The organism is Swingsia samuiensis (genome assembly GCF_006542355.1).
GTDB lineage: Bacteria > Pseudomonadota > Alphaproteobacteria > Acetobacterales > Acetobacteraceae > Gluconobacter > Gluconobacter samuiensis.
This window is the reverse complement of sequence record NZ_CP038141.1, coordinates 541,089-559,321: the sequence shown is the minus strand read 5'-3', so window position 1 is coordinate 559,321 and position 18,233 is coordinate 541,089. Positions and strand designations below refer to the sequence as shown.

The window sequence follows — 18,233 nt, the reverse complement described above, 5'->3', positions numbered from 1 at the left end:
GAATTATGTTGTACGTTCTACCTCTGCTGCCAAAACATACCCACCACCACGGATTGTTTTAATAATTTGTGAGTTGCCGCTTTCGCTATCGAGCTTCCGGCGAAGCCTACTAATGGCAACGTCAATCGACCGATCAAAAGGGCCAGCCTGACGACCGTGCAAGAGTTCCATAAGCATTTCACGTGTGAGGACACGGTTGGCGCGTTCAAGGAGAGCCATGAGAAGATCATACTCTCCCCCTGTTAAAGGGATTTCTGAGCCTTGAGGGTTGAAAAGACGACGATAAATGGGGTCAATGTTCCATCCTGCAAAGGAAATTTTGCGGACATCAACAGAAAGACGCTTTTCAGTTGTATCGGAACTGCGTCTCAAGACGGCACGAATGCGTGCAAGAAGTTCTCTGGGATTAAATGGTTTGGTGACGTAATCATCTGCGCCAAACTCTAGGCCGATAATACGGTCTGTTTCATCTCCCATTGCTGTAACCATTATAATCGGGATGTTGTTTTGAGACCGTACCCAGCGTGCAATATCAAGCCCATCTTCACCGGGGAGCATGAGGTCTAGAACGATAAGTTGGTAATGGCCGCTTGCCCACGCTTTACGTGCCTCCCGACCATCTTTGGCGGCAGTGACACGGAAATGATTGCGTTCAAGGAACTGGGTGAGCAGTTCCCGGATTTCACGATCATCATCAATGATGAGCAAGTGCGGAGTAGTCGTATCTAATCCCATAAGTGATACTTTGCTAGGAGTGGATGCGTCACAACGAAGTGTGTGACGCGGCTGGTTTATGTATTACGCCAGCCAAAAAGGGACAGGGAGGTTCTTAGAACGGAGAAACTCGGGGTTAAAGAGCTTGGATTGGTAACGTGACCCACTATCACATAATATCGTGACGATTGTATGACCTGGGCCAAGCTTGCGTGCAGTACGAATAGCAGATGCAACATTGATCCCGGAAGACCCCCCAACAGATAGTCCTTCTTCAGAGGTCAGAGCGAATACTTGTTTAAGTGCTTCTTCATCGGGGATGCGTTCTGCATCATCTGGTATAAAGCCGTCCAGATTTGCTGTGATCCGGGACTGGCCAATTCCTTCTGTAATGGAACCACCGCTGACGCTCAAGTCATTGGATTTAACCCAACCATAAAGCCCGGAGCCTTCTGGGTCGGCAAGGATAATTTTTGGAGCAGCCTTCCCTGCAAGAGCGGCTTGTTCACGTAAGCCCGTGCTTGTTCCTGCGAGTGTGCCGCCGGTGCCGCATGAGCAGGTAAAGGCATCTATCTTTCCGTTGGTTTGTTCCCATATCTCAAGGGCAGTTGTGGTACGGTGGCCTTCACGGTTTGCGGTATTATCAAATTGGTTCGCCCAGCATCCTCCAATTTCTTCAGCAAGGCGCTGGGAAACATGAACATAATTGCCCGGATCACGATAAGGTTTTGCTGGGACCAAACGTAAGTCTGCTCCGATCATACGTAGGAAATCAAGTTTTTCCCGACTTTGGGTTTCAGGAACAACAATGATCGCTTTGCACCCCATGGCTTGAGCAACAAGCGTAATACCAATTCCGGTATTTCCAGCCGTGCCTTCAACAATTGTTCCGCCGGGCTTAAGGGCCCCTGTTTTGAAGGCATGTTTAATAATGGCAAGAGCAGCCCGGTCTTTTACTGAGCCGCCAGGGTTCATAAATTCAGCTTTTGCATATATATCGCATCCGGTTTCTTCAGATGCACGCTTTAGGCGAATGAGAGGAGTTCCACCAATGGCAGCTGTCATACCGGGAGATGAATGCTGCCAACCTTTGATATGAGGGGATGGGGCCTTGTTAAACTCAGTCATATCTGCACTCCTATTGCTGATTGATAATAGTACTTTTTTTGAAAGAATGAGAGAACATGAAAAGTGTAATAGCTAAACAGGCTTGGGATATAGTGGCAAATGATAAAAAGAGCGTATTGGTTGATGTGAGAACTCCTCAGGAATGGGCTGAAGTTGGGGTGCCAGATACTTCAGCCCTTGCGCAACCCCTGATTTGTTTGACATGGGGGCATGTACCAGAAGGTGATTTTATTGAGGCGTTTAAGAAAGCCGTCCCGGATGAAACAACTTCTGTGTATATGCTGTGCCGTTCAGGGGTGCGCTCATACCATGCTGGTTTAGCGGTGCAAGGGGCAGGGTATGAGAACGTGACAAATATTATTGATGGGTTTGAAGACAAACACGGCCCGACATCAGGATGGCGGGCTAGCGGTTTGCCAGTTGCTTATAGACCGCTATCAGGCTCCTGATCAGCATCATAATGGACTTCTAAAACGGCACACCATGGATAACGTGTGTCGTAACTATGTCCTGTGCTGTCAGAAATCATACCATGTGCATCAACAGGGACATGGGTTAGAGAAACGGCATCTTCAACGTTTCCTCCTACGATGCTGATTTCACGTCCAAAAGGAGGTGCACTCTGGTTGGTGGCTGTAACGATACCACAATGTGCAGGAAATCCGTAGGCTGTAGGAAGTTTTGAGAAAGTAACGGAACGGCTTCGTCCTCGGCCCACACAGATGATATCACCCAGTTTGGGAGCATAACTGCTTGGGTCGTGTGCGGTTAGGCCACTGCTTTGACCACTGGCTGCTGCATTGATGTAGGTAGAGTGGTTAGGAGAATAAGGAAAACGATCGTTAGCTCCTGCCACGCGCATCACATAGGAAATAAAAGCAGCAGACCACGCGTAGTGTGCGTCATGAAGGGCATTGAAGCGTGTCCCATCTGCGTCTGTTTTTCCCGTCCAGCTTGCTTCTGTTTCATAAGGATCTTGGCCAATCCACCAATACTCTCCAATGCGTTGCCATAAACCGGGGATACGTTCTGGCTTTAAAGCAGGATCACTGGCATCGGGCTTGTTTTCGGGGTCGTCATCAGCAACAGGGGAACCAAACATACGCCACTCACGCAGAGCGATGGCGGCTACATCCTGACGATTGAAAGGCTCAAAATTACGCGTCGCAAAATCAGGAACATGCCCATCGTAACCTACGGGGCCGACTGTGCCATTGGCGTATTGCGCCATCGGAGTTTGAGCGGGAGTGGAACGAACAGAACTATTTGAACTGGAGCAGCCGGCCAAGGCAAGCAGAACAAGAGCAGCGGTTGTGTGCTGCAGTGTACGATAATGTGACACGACTATCCCCATTTCCTGATGCAATAGTAACTTGATAACACTTTGAAAAGGAAAATTAACACTTCGTCAAGATGTACGAATGCGGGGATCGTGTTTATAAGAGGGTAGTTTGATTGGGAATGCATATTGCGATTTATTTTAAGTTAAAAGAATAAATCGCAATAATAAGGTTCTATATTTAAAAAACTCTAGTGTTGTGTTGGTGGAATTGAGTTGAGCCGTTGTATTGGTCCTGGAAATTGATCGGGTAAAGCAGAGGGAGCTGATATATCGCTGGCAAGAGGGACCATATTTACAGTCGTGCTGTGGTCGTAAGCATGTATTGATCCAGTGGCCATATCAACAACCACTCCGATCAAATTGCCAAAACCAAGATTCCCAAAAACCCAACCATTGAGATCAGATGTATTTTGAGCGTTTGAGAAATCATAGTGAGGTTTGATACAACCTACTGTTAGATCGCTGTCTTTTCGACTAACCGTGACAGATCCTGGTGTGGACTTAATATAACCAACTTGCACACCACCTTGGTAAACAGCGCATTGGGCACCAGGAGGGTTTGTCGTTATTTTAATGGTTTGATGACCGCCGCTGACGATACTGGCACACCCCGCTAATAGTGGGAGTGCTGCAAACAGAGTACTTATTTTGAAAGTTTTATAGATCATGGGGTGCTTCTTATGTGTCCCTGCAAAATCGTTGCTGTTTGATCTTTTTAGAATAAAACTTCTTATTAAAATCTTAATGGAAAATGATTTAATTGGTGTTGAGAGAAAATTTAAGCCTCTCAACACCCCGATAAGGTTATTCTTCTGGAAAAAGTGACTTGAGCCCTGCTTCAGAAGCATCGCACCGACCGCGTTCTGTTATAAGACCAGTAACAAGACGGGCTGGAGTAACATCAAAGGCAGGATTGGCGGCTGGGCTATGCTCGGGAGCAATGCGAACCCGGCTAATATCTCCACTATCCGTTATCCCATGCATGAAAAGGACTTCGTTTGAACTTCTTTCTTCAATAGGAATGTCTTTCACGCCGTCTTTGACACGCCAATCAATGGTGGAAGAGGGGAGGGCAACCCAAAATGGTATATTATTATCTTTGGCAGCTAAGGCTTTAAGATAAGTACCAATTTTATTTGCGACATCTCCTTGAGCGGTTACGCGGTCGGTTCCAACGATCACCATATCGACATCTCCTGTCTGCATAAAATGACCGCCAGCATTATCAACAATGACAGTATGAGGGACGCCATGGCTCCCTAGTTCCCACGCAGTAAGAAGACTACCTTGATCCCGAGGGCGGGTTTCGTCCACCCAAACATGAACTGGTATCCCTGCGTCGTGTGCCATATAGATAGGGGCTAATGCTGTTCCCCAGTCAACAGTAGCAATCCAGCCCGCGTTGCAATGCGTCAAGAGGTTAACTCTTCCCTGTTTGCCTTTACGCTCCCAGATCTCTCTTATGAGTTCGAGACCATATTCTCCAATGGCTTCGTTGACTTTGACATCCTCATCACAAATAGCGTCTGCTTCTTGATAGCCTGCAGAAACACGCTCTTCGGGAGGAATATTTTGAAGATGCGTCACAAGACGCTCGATCGCCCAGCGGAGGTTTATTGCTGTTGGACGTGTAGAAATAAGCTCTTCTGCTGCTTTGTGAAGGGCAGAATTTGATGGGTCGTTTTGAAGGGCAAAGACGAGACCATACGCTGCTACCGCTCCAATGAGGGGAGCGCCTCTTACTTGCATGCTGCGGATTACGTGCATGACAGCGTGAACGTCCCGCAATTCAAGAATGTCTATTTCCCAAGGAAAACGTGTTTGATCAAAAATACGGATGCTTTGAGGATCTTCTGTGGGGCGCCAAACACTACGATAAGGGGTGCCATTAATTTTCATTGAGGATCCTCCAGGGTAATAGGCTAAATATATGCAGGATGTGCGGTATCTTCAGTTTTATCTCAATAGGAGTTTAGAAAAAAAGCATAAAAAAACCGCTCCAAAGAGCGGTTCAAAGCAACAGCTTATAAATTTAAAGCGTTTTAAGCAGCTTGCAAATTTACAGCAGATGTTTTTCCATTGCGGCCAGCTTCTAATTCGTAGCTGATTTGTTGACCTTCATTTAAAGAATGAATGCCTGCACGCTCTAATGCTGAAATATGAACGAACACATCTTGTGTGCCATTATCAGGTTGAATAAAACCAAAACCCTTTGTTGGGTTGAACCACTTTACGGTGCCTGTATTCATAACAAGGCTCCTTTTTAACACGACGGTTGAGCATAAACACATGCACAAAAACATAACTTTCAAGAGAAAAAATTAACGTAACGCACGTTGACGTCTCTCAAAAGCACCCGTCTCTTCTTAACTTGGACTGCTTTGCCCAAAAACACAAGGTGGAGTATGAAAAGAAAAAGAATTTTGCGATCACGTTTTCGTGGGCACTCTGAAAGACATGAGGAAAAATGCAGATGGTTGATAAAGTCATGACAATTCTGCCCCCTCGTGAAATCTATTCAGAAGGACATGCCGGTGCCATTTCCTTACTCGTCAGCCGACTGGCAGAAGATAACGATATTGTTGTTGGTAACGAGATAAAAACTCCCGCCCTCACGGGAGGGAAGTTTGTCGGCCTTTCTTATCCCCCTTACGTCCCTTATTTGGCCCCTTTAAGTTTGAAATATAAAATGGCATGCCTCCACGCCATTTTTGCTCATAAACCAAGCTTGGTCGAAGTGCATAATAAACCAGACCTGGCTTATTCCCTTGCTCGATTATTACCTGTTCGCTTGATTCTGCATAATGACCCACAGACCATGCGGGGTGCCAAAACACCTCAAAAACGTTTGCGTATTGCTCAAAAATTGCTGGTCTGTGGCGTTTCTGAGTGGGTTGTTTCACGATTTAAAGATGGGGATGCTTCATTCCCACCAGATATTGCCATCCAACATAATTATCTGGATATGGCCGCTCTGCCAAAAGGAAAACCTCGCGTAAACACTGTTTTATTCGCAGGACGGGTCGTTGCAGATAAGGGCGTGGATGTCTTTGTTCAAGCATGGGCGCAGTGCCGAAATCTTTTTCCTGACTGGGAAGCGGTCATTATCGGGGCGGACCGTTTTGGTCCTCACTCTCCCGAAACACCTTTTTTACGTGCGTTACGCAAAGAGGCTCAAAAATCCGGTGTTACTCTTCTGGGTTACCAATCTCATGAAGACGTCTTAAACGCCATGCGACAAGCTTCGATCGTAGTTGTCCCAAGCCGCTGGCCGGAACCTTTTGGAATGACGGCTTTGGAAGCCATGGGATGTGGTGCTGCTGTCATCGCTTCATCGGCCGGGGCTTTGCCTGAAGTCGTAGGAGATACAGCTATTTTAGTCGAACCCGGAAATGAAACGGCGCTCAGTGATGCCCTCAAGAACCTGATGAACAACCCCGCCTTGAGAAAAGAACTTGGTCACCGCGCCCAACTTCGCGCCGCACACTTCTTTAATCTCAACGCAGCTCGCCACCGACTGCATGAGTTGAGACGAGCTGCGATTGAAAAAAGAGAAAAACTTAATCGCGATTAGGTGGAGCCATAAAGGTTGGATCAATCGCATCTGGAACATGACGTGCCAGAATGTCGTCCACAGCCTTCTTATCCTCTTCGGTAAGCTGCCAGCCAAACACATCATTCACACCTGAAACCTGTTCAGGCTTACGGGCACCCCATAGCGCAATAACAGGCCCCTGATCCAACACCCAACGTACAGCAAAAGCCAGAACAGATTTGTTATGCTTTGCAGCCAGCTCCTTAAACTCATCCACCGCTGCCAAATATTGCGCAAATTTTGGCATTTGAAATTTAGGATCTGTTGAGCGAAGATCGCTTTTAGGGAAAGTCGTATCTTTATTCATTTTCCCAGAAAGAAGCCCACGACACAGCGAACCATACGCTAAAATAACAGCATTATGTTTTTCCGCGTAAGGTAGAATATCTTTCTCAATCGTGCGTTCAAACAGATTCAACGGCGGTTGAATGGTGGAAAGTGGCGCAACTTCACGGAAAATATCCATTTGCTCTGGTGAGAAATTACTCACTCCCAGCGCGCGAATTTTTCCTTCCTGATGAAGCTTTTGAAGCTCACGTGCACTTTCATCAATCGGAGTTTTATCGTCTGGCCAATGGATCTGTTCAAGATCAATCGTTTCCACACGCAAACGACGAAGAGAATCTTCTACCTCTTGGCGAATACGCGTTGGACGAGAATCCCGGAATACTTTTTCATCATCCCCTTCTTTCTTCCAGTTCAAACCAAGTTTGGTAGCGACAAAAGCCTTATGTGGTTTTTCAGCTAATGCACGTCCAACCACTTCCTCTGAATGCCCAAAACCATACACAGGAGCCGTATCAATCAGGTTGATTCCCTCATCAATTGCAGCATGAATCGTGCGGATACCATTTTCGTCATCTGGTCCTCCCCACATCCATCCGCCGATTGCCCATGTTCCAAGAGCAACACGAGATACAGGGGTATCAATGCCAGGAATGCGAATTGTATTGGTAGCCATCATTGTCTCCATTAAAATGAGGACGGGTAGATTTTGAGTATATCGCATGTGAGGTGGTTGCATCAAATCGTGAAACCAGCCATTCCCATATTCTATGAGGCCATTTTCATTTTCATTACTCAGAATTGCGCAATGGTGTGCTGTTATTTTACCGCTCACCTTAACTCATTTACGTGGGCTTGCCGAAGCTGATCTCGATATTCTAGCCATCTTGTTCCTTATCCATTCTTGGCGCCAAGGCGTGCAAGCCGGTGGATGGGATTGGGCACGTGCTCCATGGATGATAGCAACCTTTGCCTGGTGGGCTTGGCAGGTCATGTGTACGGCTCTCATTTCCCCAGGCCATGGCGCTTTAGGCCAAGCTTTAGCCGCCATTCGTTTCCCAATGGCCGCGGCATCCTTAGGCTTTTGGGTGCTGCAAGACCGCCTATGGCGTATGCGTGTCTTATGGGTTACGTGCGCTTGTGGTGCGTACATCGCTTTGCAAATGTTAATCCAAGCGATTTTCGGACGAAATTTATTTGGCGTCCCTCGCTTCCCGGATGGTACTTTAACCGGACCATACCCTCACCCTCGCGCAGCAGCCCCGCTTTCAAGACTTATCCTACCTATGTTGATGGTAGCATGCATGTTCGTCGAAAAAGCTAAAAACGTCTCTGCGCGTATTATCGGTTTATCAGGGGCTACCCTTTTAGCTGTCTCAATTATGGTTCTTGCAGGGCAAAGAATGCCTTTTGCTTTATCCTTATTAGGCATGATGGTGTGTGCAATGCTTTATCGTCCCTTGCGGCCTGCTGCATTCATCGCATTAGCTTCTGCACCTGCTTTGGTGATACTCACTAGCATCATATCCCCAAAAAGCTTCTCTCACCTTTTTATCTTAGCCAAAAATCAATTAAGCCATTTTGGAAGCTCACCTTACGGAGAAATTTTTACACATGCTCTGGTGATGGCTCAGCAACATCCTATTTTTGGACAAGGCTATGATGCTTACCGGCATCATTGTGCAGACCCTTCGACCTTCCATGGGATAACTGGCCTCTCAACACAAATCCCTCTTCAGGGATGGTCTTCCCTTTGTGTCCAACACCCTCATAATCATTACCTTCAGGCATTAGTAAATGGCGGTGTAATTGGTTTATTTTTATTCGTTGTAATGATTATATACTGGCTAAAAGCCTTGTGGCCGGGGAAAAATGGATCGGCAATTTCTATTGGCTTGTTTGCAGCCGTTTTTATTCAAGAGTGGCCTTTTGCATCATCGTCTGACTTTTTGAATTTACCATTAAGTGGGTGGGGATTTTTGCTTTTGGGATTAGGATTGTCTTTTCATTTTGGTGTCCACAGAGGGGGGCAACTCAAGGAATGATGATTTTATTTAAAGAAACGTAACTATATTTTTGATGAGTTAATGCGCCTTTAATTCTTAATGTGATTGCGGTTAAGGATTGAAGGGGTGTTTGAAACAATTATTGCTGCCTTGCTCCCAATTGTTGTGACGCTTTGCTTAGGTTTTTTTGCGGGGTGGCATCATGATTTTGATGCGAAGCAAGGCAGTATATTAAACCGAATGGTTATGCTGTACGCACTGCCTTTAGCGCTCTTTGCCAGTATGTTGGGAATAGAGCGCTCTGTCCTGCTCGCGCAAGGTGTTATGGCCCTTATTCTAATTGCAGGAATGGTGGGCGGGTATTTTCTTGTTTTATTGACAGCATATTTTGTATTTCGGCAGAAGCTTAATGCTTCTGCCCTATTAGCACTTGCGATTGCTGGGCCTGCTGTGCCGTTTGTTGGAGTGCCCGTGCTTGGTGTTTTGTATGGGCAAACTAGTTCTATACCGATTGCTTTATGCAGTTTGATTATGAACTTGTTTCAAGTGCCGATGACTCTTTTTCTATTATCTCGCGATGGAACAGATGATACGAAAAAAGTACATATTATAGATCAGCTAAAAAATACGATGCGTGAACCCGTAGTTTGGGTTCCAATTTTGGCATTTCTTCTTTTGATATTGAATATTCGTATTCCAGTGCAGATACGATCATCATTTCAACTATTAGGAGGAGCGACAGGAGGGGTCGCGTTATTTGCATCAGGGATTATTTTATATTCATTTCGTGTTGTTTTAAACAGAATTATCGTAATTTCAGTAATCGCAAAAAATATTTTGCTTCCATTATCTATCCTCGTCGCTGGAATGTTATTTGGAATAGAGCGTCATATATTGGATATATCAGTTATTACGTTATCTATTCCGACAGCATCTATCGGAGTTATTTTTTCAGTTCAATATAAAGTATTGATTCAAGAGATGGCATCAATACTTTTCTTTAGTACCATTTTGTCAGTCATTACGATGGGTGGTTTTTTGTTTTTACTTCATTAAATGACATGAGGGTTTAAAATGAATATTCAAATAAATAATGTAGCAGAATTTATCGTGTCTTGCTTAGAGGAAGAAGGTGTAAAGTATGTCTTCGGAATCCCCGGGGAAGAAAATATTAAGTTAGTTCGAGCTATTGATCGTTCCGATAAGATCCGATTTATTCTGGTTCGCCATGAGCAAGCTGCTGCCTTTATGGCAGATATTTATGGGCGATTAACGGGCAGTGCTGGTGTTTGTACCGCAACATTAGGGCCAGGAGCGATAAATCTTATTTTGGGCGTGGCAGATGCTCAAACAGATTCAAGTCCTTTAGTCGCAATCACCGCACAAGTGGGGTTGAATAGGATTTATAAGGAATCTCATCAAATCGTCGATTTGGTGTCTTTATTTAAGCCTGTAACAAAATGGTCGGATGTTGTTTTAACCCCTGCGTCAGTCCCTGAAATGGTGCGTAAAGCTTTTCAAGCGGCGCAAGAAGAGCGTCCAGGGGCAACGTATCTGGCTATTCCGCAAGATATTGAAGCAATGGAAATGCCAGAAGGGGCGATTCCTTTAACGGCCAGTTTACAGCATAAGAAAATGCCGACAGTTCAAGGAATTGAAGCCGCCTCTCGTCTTTTAAGAGCTGCTAAAAAACCTGTAATTATGGCGGGGCATGGTGTCGCACGTACAGGAAATTCAAACGCATTATCTGCTTTTGTGGAGCAATATCAGGTTCCTGTCGCAACGACTTTTATGGGCAAAGGCGTTCTAAGTGATCGGCACCCTTTAGCGATGGGTGTTATTGGTTTTATGCGCCATGACTATGAAAATTTCGCTTTTGATGAGGCTGATGTCATTTTATCGGTAGGGTATGAATTACAAGAATTTGACCCTGCACGCATTAACCCCAATGCAGATAAAAAGATCATTCATATTAATACTTTCTCCCCAGATACTGATAAACACTATAATGCTGATGTCGTGTTGGAAGGAGATATAGGGTTATCTCTTGCAGCGTTAGGCAAAGCATTAGGTGGTGAGCCGTTAGCTTCATTCTCAGGAAGTAATAAGATTCGTTCGTTACTCCAAGAGGAGCTGGAAAGTGGCCAAAATGATGCTCGTTTTCCTCTAAAACCACAACGCATTGTTGCTGATATTCGGGCGGCACTGAATGATGATGATATTGTTCTGGCCGATACCGGAGCTATTAAGATGTGGATGGCGCGTTTATACCCTACATATGCTCCACTCACATGTTTGATTTCGAATGGTTTATCCACGATGGCTTTTTCATTGCCGGGTGCACTGGGGGCAAAGCTTGCATACCCACAGCGGAATGTTTTGGCCGTGATGGGCGATGGAAGCTTTATGATGAACTCCCAAGAGATTGAAACGGCAATTCGTGAAAATATACCACTGAAAGTTTTGATCTGGGTGGATGATAGTTATGGGTTAATTAAATGGAAAATGGACATGGAAGAAGGAGCGCATAGTAGCGTTGATTTTGGCAATCCTGATTTTGTTAAATACGCAGAGAGTTTCGGAGCGTCAGGTTATTATGTTGATCGCGCTGAAGCGCTTCTCCCTATTTTAAAACAAGCGTTAAGCGAGGAAGGTGTCTCTATTATCGCGTGTCCTGTTGATTATAGTGAAAATATGAAACTGATTGAAAAATTGGGTAGTTTGACGATTCCTTTATAAGCTTATGTATGACTTTCGGAATTCCCTTAAAAACTAGACCAATATGCTTACGTTTTTAAGGGAGTATTAAGTTCAGTTGAGAAAAGGAATATTTATGAGTTTTGTTAAAACACAAGATGGTGTGAATATTTTTTATAAAGACTGGGGACCGAAAGAAGCTCAACCGCTTGTTTTTCATCATGGTTGGCCGTTAAGTGCAGATGATTGGGATGCACAGATGCTTTTCTTCTTGGAGGAAGGGTATCGTGTGATTGCGCACGATCGACGTGGGCATGGACGTTCTGCTCAAGTCAGTGAAGGCCATGACATGGACCATTATGCTGCGGATGCAGATGCTGTTGTAAGGCATCTTGATTTGAAGAATGCGGTTCATATTGGACATTCCACTGGCGGCGGCCAGGTCGCACGTTATGTTGCTCAATACGGGCAGTCCCAAAGTCGCGTCGCAAAAGCTGTCTTGCTGAGTGCCGTTCCTCCGCTCATGGTGAAGACGGACGCCAACCCTGATGGTGTTCCATTGGATGTGTTTGATGGTTTTCGTGCTGCTTTAGCTGATAATCGTGCACAATTCTTTTTAGACGTTCCAAGTGGCCCTTTTTACGGCTTTAACCGCGATAATGCTTCTCCATCAGAAGGGACGATTAATAATTGGTGGCGGCAAGGAATGATGGGCGGAGCAAATGCTCATTATAAAGGCATTGCAGCGTTTTCTGAAACGGATCAAACAGAGGATTTAAAAGCGATTACAGTCCCAACGCTTATCTTGCAGGGAGATGATGATCAGGTTGTTCCATATAAAAATGCAGCTCTTAAGCAAGCCGAGTTGATTAAAAACAGTAAATTAAAAATCTACCCTGGTTACTCTCATGGAATGCATACTGTGAATGCAGGTGTTATTAATAAAGATATTCTTGATTTTATTCGTGAATAGATAAAAGTCTTGCGTTCCATCTTTTCAAAGGATGGAACGCTTTTTTCTTAAATAATTTCGTGCGAAGTGAAAGAATAAGACCAAAAGCCCCAAGAAAAATGAGATAAAAGACCAGTTGGCGTATTTGGGTTTAAAGTAAAATTTAATATGGCTTTTTCCTTGTGGAATATTGATTTCTTCAAAGAGGTCATCTTTTGAATTAATAGAAACGTTACGATTATTGATCGTAGCTGACCATCCCGGCATCATCAATTCGCGGCGAATGAGGTGAGAGGGTTGAGTGCAGGATGTTGTAATTTCCTCACGGGAAATGGGGGTAAGCAAACAAGACGGATCTGCTTCAAAATAAGGGGCAGGGTGTCGAAAGCGATATAAGTCACCAATCGCACCACTTTTTACGAAGATCAATTCTTTGCTTACCTCAAGCGGTTCGACATGAAGAATTGGCCAAATTTCGTCTCCTTGGCTGGAGCCCCAGATCATAACAGGAGAGTGCGCATGTATAAGAGAGAATGTGAGAGATGTTGCTGCATCGGGGATCGAGCGGTCTAAAACAACGGGAGTAAATTCATTATCAGTAGCGAGTTTTAAATCAATCTTACCACTTGCACATTGTTCATGAGAGCAGAAAGCGAGGGTAAGTGTTCCGTCAGATTGATGGAAATACGTCCCTAATTTCAGCATAATTTTTTGAGCTGAAAAATTATTCCATGTTTTGATATTTACTCTTAATGTTGGTTTATCAGGAGTTAATGCATATCCTTTCAGTTCTCTTCCTTTGAGAGGGTAGGGTGATAAACCTAAAGAGTTATGTGCTGTAACAAGAGCTGAGACAGCTAGATCTTCAAATAAATGCGGTTGAAATAAAACGGCCTTTTGTAAAAAAGGGCTACCATTTTCATCTCGCGGGAAATCACCATCAAACGTGACTGGGTCCAATCGATTGCCAAAGTCTTTTTTAATTCTGGCAATCCAGTTGCGGGGGGTAGGGATGGCATTAAAATTAATCGAGGGGATTCCTAAATAGACACCATAATTGGGCTCTATAGGACCAAGTGTTACGAAGCGCTGGAAATTTTTGGTTTCGGTGCGTAAAGAGTCCAAAAAAGGTTGATCTAGAGGATGCTCCGGACGAGCACTCAGGAGTGGAAAGGCGAAAAATATAAGATTACACAGGAAAGCAAAGATCCCGATTTTCTGAGGGGAGGATTTCTTTAGATATAAAAAAAGTAATAAGAGCATTTCAAAGCTTGTCATGATGACGGAAGCTATAAAATATTGATGCGATGTGATGGGGCCATATGAAAAAGAATGTAATTTCTTGATCATGGGTAAATCTAAAAAGATAACCCATCCCAAAATGACAGATACGAGACTGAAGCAGAGGTAAATATACTTACGTGGGCTTAATCTTTTTTGAATAAGGTCATCAATTGCGAAGCTTACTAAAAAGATAAAACAAGCTTCGACAACAGGCTCGGATAAGCGGTAAAATACTGTATGAGCTGCCTCAGGGATATGATCGATAACCCATGTTATGATTGGTAAATTAGCTTGTTTCCCAATAATGGAAATTGCAAACAAAAATAAAAACCACCGTAAGGAAGTATATTTTCTGATACTCAAGCTAATTAAAGCAATAAGTGGATTTATAACACCTAAATAGCCGCCTAAAGCATACCATGAATTAAATTGGTTTCCGTAAAAGAAAGGTCCGTTAATGTAAGGGAAAAACAACATTGACCACGCTTCAGTTGGCAACGGTGTATCATTAACAGAGGCGTGAGAACCAACATCAGCATAGGGGAGGTAAGACATAAAGGCTAAGAGTTGAGGCGCTGCAATTAAGGCTGCAACAAGACCTGCCAAAATAATATTTGTGGTATATTTTAGTCTATCTTTGCCAGATTGAAAAAATCTGACGACTGCCCACCCAAGCACTAAAAGACCTAATAAATACGCTGTTTCTGGGAAGCCAGAGAGCATGAGATAGCTTAACCCTATGGTAAGCCACCCCCATCGCCCTTCTCGTGCACATTCGACGCCATACAAAGCAAGGGGAAGAAACGCTAAAGGTTCAGATGGTCCATCAGATGCCCATGCGTATGTTCCATTGAACATATAGAGTAAAGCGCCAATGAAAGCTGCTTTAGGGGCAAGAGGTATCTTCTTTAAGAATGCGTATGTTGATAACCCTGCGATAATTTGCAGAGTACATTTCATCATTAAAAGCCCATTTGGTAAGGCGAGAAATAAGACAAAAGGTAAGAAAAAAGCTGCTGGTTGATATTCTCCAGCAAAGGGCATTCCTACTCCACTGTAAGGATTCCACCATGGGATGATGCCGTGCAACCAGTCGAGTGTAACTAAACGCCCCAATGCTTCAACGAATACACCTGCACAACCATCAATCCATCCAGGATTACCAGGAAGGAGGCCACCATGTGTAAAAGGGGGAGGGTTTACGATAACCGTTGAAGAGGTCATCATGGGGTCGCTGGAAGTTAAGCCAATCAGTTCTGGGAAATAAATAACGATTGGAAGAATTATAATGATAAAATAATAATTTTTTAAAAATTTCATAAGGAACCTAAACAGAGCAGGTTTGAAGATTATATGCATTTTCTTATATATCACTTATTCTTGTAAAGTAAGTATGTCGAAATATTATAGAAGAATATAGAAAATATTATATTACCATTGTATGCTATTAGATCCGAATTATAAAATACAATAGTATATTAGGATACTCCTTTAAACTTCGTAAAAATGCCTCCAGCAACTGCCGTTTAAGTTGGGCTGTGCGTGGAGGTGGCTTTTCAATACGCTGGTGGAAAAAGTGTGCTGCCAACAGAACCAAAGGTTTCATCAACTGCGGCTTCTGGGCCTGTGTGGAAAGCAATAGCTTCAAGCCAAAGAAGAGCTTTTTCTACTTGAGGGGAAGTTGTTGCGCACCGCATGGCCTCAAGTTGTTTTTTTGCTTCTTGGACAGGTGACCGGCATTTTTCCAAAAGATTTGCATTGATTTTGGAAGAAACAAGATGGCCTCCCGAACGAATTGTATCAAGCGTCACTCCTGCTATCAGAAGGTTCATTGAATTAGCAAAGTTAATAATGCCTGTTTGATCTTCTGCAGGAGGGAGTAAAGGCATCCGAGCTCTTTGTGCAAAGGCTGGAATAAGCGACATAACCGTCTCATAGGAGGACGGGATTATGCCAGACCGCAGCATATCAGACCATAGCTGAGCTCCTTTGGACGCTCCTGCGAGTTCGAGAGGAATAAAAGCAGTCCATGCAAGTTCTGTAATATGGTGGTCTCTAAAGACCTTAGCATGATAGTCGCGGATGGTTGTCCAATATAAATTATTAGTTTGATCTTTAGCGGTTGGGTTAAGACGTGCGTTATAATCGGCGGTCATTAAGGCGTAACTAATACCTAGCCATTTATTATTATCTAGTTCTTGTCCAAACCACCACTCAGACGTTATAAATTCTGCAAAATGGCGTGCTACTCGCCCAGAAAATAAAGATTGCTCTACCACCCCGAGTGCTAACTTGCCATATGGATCACCATAATTGATTAAGGTGCGATAATACCAGCTACGGTCTCCGCGATCATATGGTATTTTAAGGGCATCCAGCAGTTCCATTGTGTAGGGCCTTATTTTTTGACAACAAAATTAGAAAATTTGCTTTGAACATCTGTCATGAAGTCAAACCAATGATTGATTTGTGTTCTTGAGTAACCTAGGCGCAGGTAAAGATGATCAAAAATAAAGCTTTCTTGACACTGAGGTGAATAAAGATGGTCTTCTGGACGAGGTTTATCACAAACGATTATGACTTTGGGTAAATTTGATATCATGAGCACATAAATATCGCTGTCGTCATAACGTTTTCCGGCTTTATTATGGATGAGTTGTTTTATACCGTGCCCGAAGGGTATAGGAGCTGTGCTTTTTTCAGGCGATACAAGATCTACCGGGAACGGACGGTCAAGAGATTCCTTCCAAGGGCGTTCTGCCGCTACTCCGACCAATAGAGATCTGGCAAGTTCGACATCGCTTGCACCAGAATTGCCTATCCGTCCTAGAATACGTAAGGAAGTTTCATCTGCATTAGCAGGGTCACCTGTCCATGACGGCCATAAAACGCTGATGAGAAATTCAGGCGCTGTACTATTGGGATCAGGGATTATTCCATCCATAAAGTAAGATTTAGGAATGGAAATTGTCATTTTATGAGGAGTTTCATTATCTGGATCAGATAAGAAATATGTTACTGATGAGGAGGCCTCTGCGGGCGCTGTTTGTTTCTGCGCAAAAGCACAATGTGGTGCCGATGCTAATGCTAATAGAGCACATATTAATGAATATGATATTTTTTTCTTCTTCATATAAGAAATCTACATTTCGTGACTATGATGTCAATAAATATATTTTAACTCCATTGTAAAATATGCTATTGTGTTACATATGTAATCAAAAATATATTACTGTGAATATTTTTTTTATTTAGAGGTATAAATTATTTATATTGGAAATGTTTTCATTATATTTTATAATAATGTCAGATTTATTGTCTTGAAATTACTTAAATGGAAAAATTAACGAGACAGTGTCGATATAGCCAACCACAAAGATACAAGTTTTGTTTTGGAGATTTATTTACAACCTAGTATCTAAGGAAAGCTTTGGCATCCCGTACGGGATTTGACCCCGTGTTGCCGCTGAGAAAGGGTGAATTAAAAAGCTTGCTTGGTCTGAAGAGATTGAAAGCCGTGCAGATCGTCTCTTTGAACTTCAACACTCGTAACAACACTGGTGCAAGGTCGATAAAAAATGAATTTGTTTCTGAAAATATTGGGATGTTTTATTATGTCATCAATGATTAATAATTCTGTTTCTGAAGCGGCTGAGCCGGGATCAATTCCTGTTCCAGCATCGATCACATCCCTAACTGGCTGTTGGCATGGTGAAGGCGAAGTGATGGGGAAACCTGTTACAATTACCATTGTTGCAAAATCAATTGTTCAAAACGCAATGTTTTCAATCGATGTTGATAGCGTTGCCAAAGAAGATCCTAGTGATCGCTATTCTGCACATCTTATTTTCGGTGGAGATAAACCTTTATCAGAAAAATCTGATAAGCCTATAATTGGCTTTTGGTCTGATAGTTTTGGTGGATCGTTCTCATCTTTAGGTAAAGGAATAAGTAATTTTAACGGATTTGAAATAACATATGGCTCTTTTATAAATAAATGGAAAAAATCAGGAGAAAAATTAAATTGGAATATTACGTCGAAAGATAAAAAAGGGAAATTATATTCTTTTGCAAGTTATTCACTTACAAAAACAATCTGCTCATCTAATTAACTCCCCATGCTAGGGCCTGAGGTTTGGTGCGGCTTATGCCCGTTGCTAATATAACGTTCTCACACGAGACATTCATCATATCCAAGCTTTTGTATAGTGGAAGGTTGCGACCTTTCTT

General features: G+C 43.4%; 18 protein-coding genes. 8 read left to right on the top strand and 10 right to left on the bottom strand.

The genetic code is table 11. The features are described from left to right. Positions 1 to 3 precede the first annotated feature (3 nt). Both E3D00_RS02680 and E3D00_RS02675 read right to left on the bottom strand, forming a co-directional pair. Positions 4 to 735 (bottom strand): response regulator, encoded by a 732-nt coding sequence (locus tag E3D00_RS02680; RefSeq protein WP_141459709.1) that lies wholly within the window; start codon positions 733 to 735, stop codon positions 4 to 6. Between the two features lie 63 nt (positions 736 to 798). Continuing rightward, positions 799 to 1,842 carry a cysteine synthase A gene (locus tag E3D00_RS02675; RefSeq protein ID WP_141459707.1) on the bottom strand — a complete coding sequence of 348 codons (1,044 nt, stop codon included), beginning with the start codon at positions 1,840 to 1,842 and terminating at the stop codon, positions 799 to 801. Positions 1,843 to 1,898: 56 nt separating this feature from the next. On the opposite strand from E3D00_RS02675, the gene E3D00_RS02670 reads away from it, so the two are divergent. Then, on the top strand, positions 1,899 to 2,291 hold the full coding sequence (locus E3D00_RS02670; protein ID WP_141459705.1) for a rhodanese-like domain-containing protein: 393 nt from the start codon (positions 1,899 to 1,901) through the stop codon (positions 2,289 to 2,291). On the opposite strand, the gene E3D00_RS02665 is transcribed toward E3D00_RS02670, so the two are convergent. The 4 genes from E3D00_RS02665 to E3D00_RS02650 form a co-directional block, all read right to left on the bottom strand. Next, the gene (locus E3D00_RS02665; protein ID WP_246091475.1) at positions 2,267 to 3,184 is read right to left on the bottom strand and encodes a DUF2272 domain-containing protein; all 918 of its coding nucleotides are present in this window, start codon (positions 3,182 to 3,184) and stop codon (positions 2,267 to 2,269) included. The two genes, E3D00_RS02670 and E3D00_RS02665, sit on opposite strands and share 25 nt — an antisense overlap. Positions 3,185 to 3,372: 188 nt before the next feature. Next, positions 3,373 to 3,852, bottom strand: a complete 480-nt coding sequence (locus E3D00_RS02660; RefSeq protein WP_141459701.1) for a hypothetical protein — start codon at positions 3,850 to 3,852, stop codon at positions 3,373 to 3,375. A 136-nt stretch (positions 3,853 to 3,988) separates the two neighbouring features. Next, positions 3,989 to 5,083 carry an S-methyl-5-thioribose-1-phosphate isomerase gene (gene mtnA / locus E3D00_RS02655; protein ID WP_141459699.1) on the bottom strand — a complete coding sequence of 365 codons (1,095 nt, stop codon included), beginning with the start codon at positions 5,081 to 5,083 and terminating at the stop codon, positions 3,989 to 3,991. Between the two features lie 143 nt (positions 5,084 to 5,226). Continuing rightward, a complete protein-coding gene (locus E3D00_RS02650; protein WP_141459697.1) occupies positions 5,227 to 5,433 on the bottom strand; it encodes a cold-shock protein in 207 nt (68 codons plus the stop codon). A gap of 224 nt (positions 5,434 to 5,657) precedes the next feature. Here E3D00_RS02650 and E3D00_RS02645 point away from each other — a divergent pair, with 224 nt between their 5' ends. Continuing rightward, the gene (locus E3D00_RS02645) at positions 5,658 to 6,758 is read left to right on the top strand and encodes a glycosyltransferase family 4 protein (protein ID WP_181441983.1); all 1,101 of its coding nucleotides are present in this window, start codon (positions 5,658 to 5,660) and stop codon (positions 6,756 to 6,758) included. On the opposite strand, the gene E3D00_RS02640 is transcribed toward E3D00_RS02645, so the two are convergent. After that, positions 6,745 to 7,740 carry an aldo/keto reductase gene (locus E3D00_RS02640; RefSeq protein ID WP_141462340.1) on the bottom strand — a complete coding sequence of 332 codons (996 nt, stop codon included), beginning with the start codon at positions 7,738 to 7,740 and terminating at the stop codon, positions 6,745 to 6,747. The two genes, E3D00_RS02645 and E3D00_RS02640, sit on opposite strands and share 14 nt — an antisense overlap. A gap of 94 nt (positions 7,741 to 7,834) precedes the next feature. Between E3D00_RS02640 and E3D00_RS02635 the strand changes: the two genes are divergently transcribed. From E3D00_RS02635 to E3D00_RS02620, 4 genes are all read left to right on the top strand, one after another. Beyond that, positions 7,835 to 9,109, top strand: coding sequence for an O-antigen ligase family protein (locus E3D00_RS02635; RefSeq protein WP_141459693.1), 1,275 nt, complete (start codon positions 7,835 to 7,837; stop codon positions 9,107 to 9,109). Between the two features lie 87 nt (positions 9,110 to 9,196). Further along, positions 9,197 to 10,126, top strand: a complete 930-nt coding sequence (locus E3D00_RS02630; RefSeq protein ID WP_141459692.1) for an AEC family transporter — start codon at positions 9,197 to 9,199, stop codon at positions 10,124 to 10,126. Positions 10,127 to 10,144: 18 nt separating this feature from the next. Further along, positions 10,145 to 11,809: an acetolactate synthase large subunit gene (locus E3D00_RS02625; RefSeq protein ID WP_141459690.1), complete on the top strand. Its 1,665-nt coding sequence runs from the start codon at positions 10,145 to 10,147 to the stop codon at positions 11,807 to 11,809. A 94-nt stretch (positions 11,810 to 11,903) separates the two neighbouring features. Further along, positions 11,904 to 12,740 (top strand): alpha/beta fold hydrolase, encoded by an 837-nt coding sequence (locus E3D00_RS02620; RefSeq protein ID WP_141459688.1) that lies wholly within the window; start codon positions 11,904 to 11,906, stop codon positions 12,738 to 12,740. A 24-nt stretch (positions 12,741 to 12,764) separates the two neighbouring features. Here E3D00_RS02620 and E3D00_RS02615 read toward each other — a convergent pair whose 3' ends face one another. From E3D00_RS02615 to E3D00_RS02605, 3 genes are all read right to left on the bottom strand, one after another. Further along, complete coding sequence (locus E3D00_RS02615; protein ID WP_141459686.1) at positions 12,765 to 15,323, bottom strand: YfhO family protein; 2,559 nt, start codon at positions 15,321 to 15,323, stop codon at positions 12,765 to 12,767. A gap of 236 nt (positions 15,324 to 15,559) precedes the next feature. Further along, positions 15,560 to 16,390 (bottom strand): hypothetical protein, encoded by an 831-nt coding sequence (locus E3D00_RS02610; protein WP_141459684.1) that lies wholly within the window; start codon positions 16,388 to 16,390, stop codon positions 15,560 to 15,562. Between the two features lie 11 nt (positions 16,391 to 16,401). After that, positions 16,402 to 17,136, bottom strand: coding sequence for a hypothetical protein (locus E3D00_RS02605; RefSeq protein WP_141459682.1), 735 nt, complete (start codon positions 17,134 to 17,136; stop codon positions 16,402 to 16,404). A gap of 297 nt (positions 17,137 to 17,433) precedes the next feature. Between E3D00_RS02605 and E3D00_RS10505 the strand changes: the two genes are divergently transcribed. Both E3D00_RS10505 and E3D00_RS02600 read left to right on the top strand, forming a co-directional pair. Beyond that, complete coding sequence (locus E3D00_RS10505) at positions 17,434 to 17,634, top strand: hypothetical protein (protein WP_181442024.1); 201 nt, start codon at positions 17,434 to 17,436, stop codon at positions 17,632 to 17,634. Beyond that, positions 17,618 to 18,115 carry a hypothetical protein gene (locus tag E3D00_RS02600; protein ID WP_220093256.1) on the top strand — a complete coding sequence of 166 codons (498 nt, stop codon included), beginning with the start codon at positions 17,618 to 17,620 and terminating at the stop codon, positions 18,113 to 18,115. Before E3D00_RS10505 ends, E3D00_RS02600 begins: the two co-directional genes overlap by 17 nt. Positions 18,116 to 18,233 lie beyond the last annotated feature (118 nt).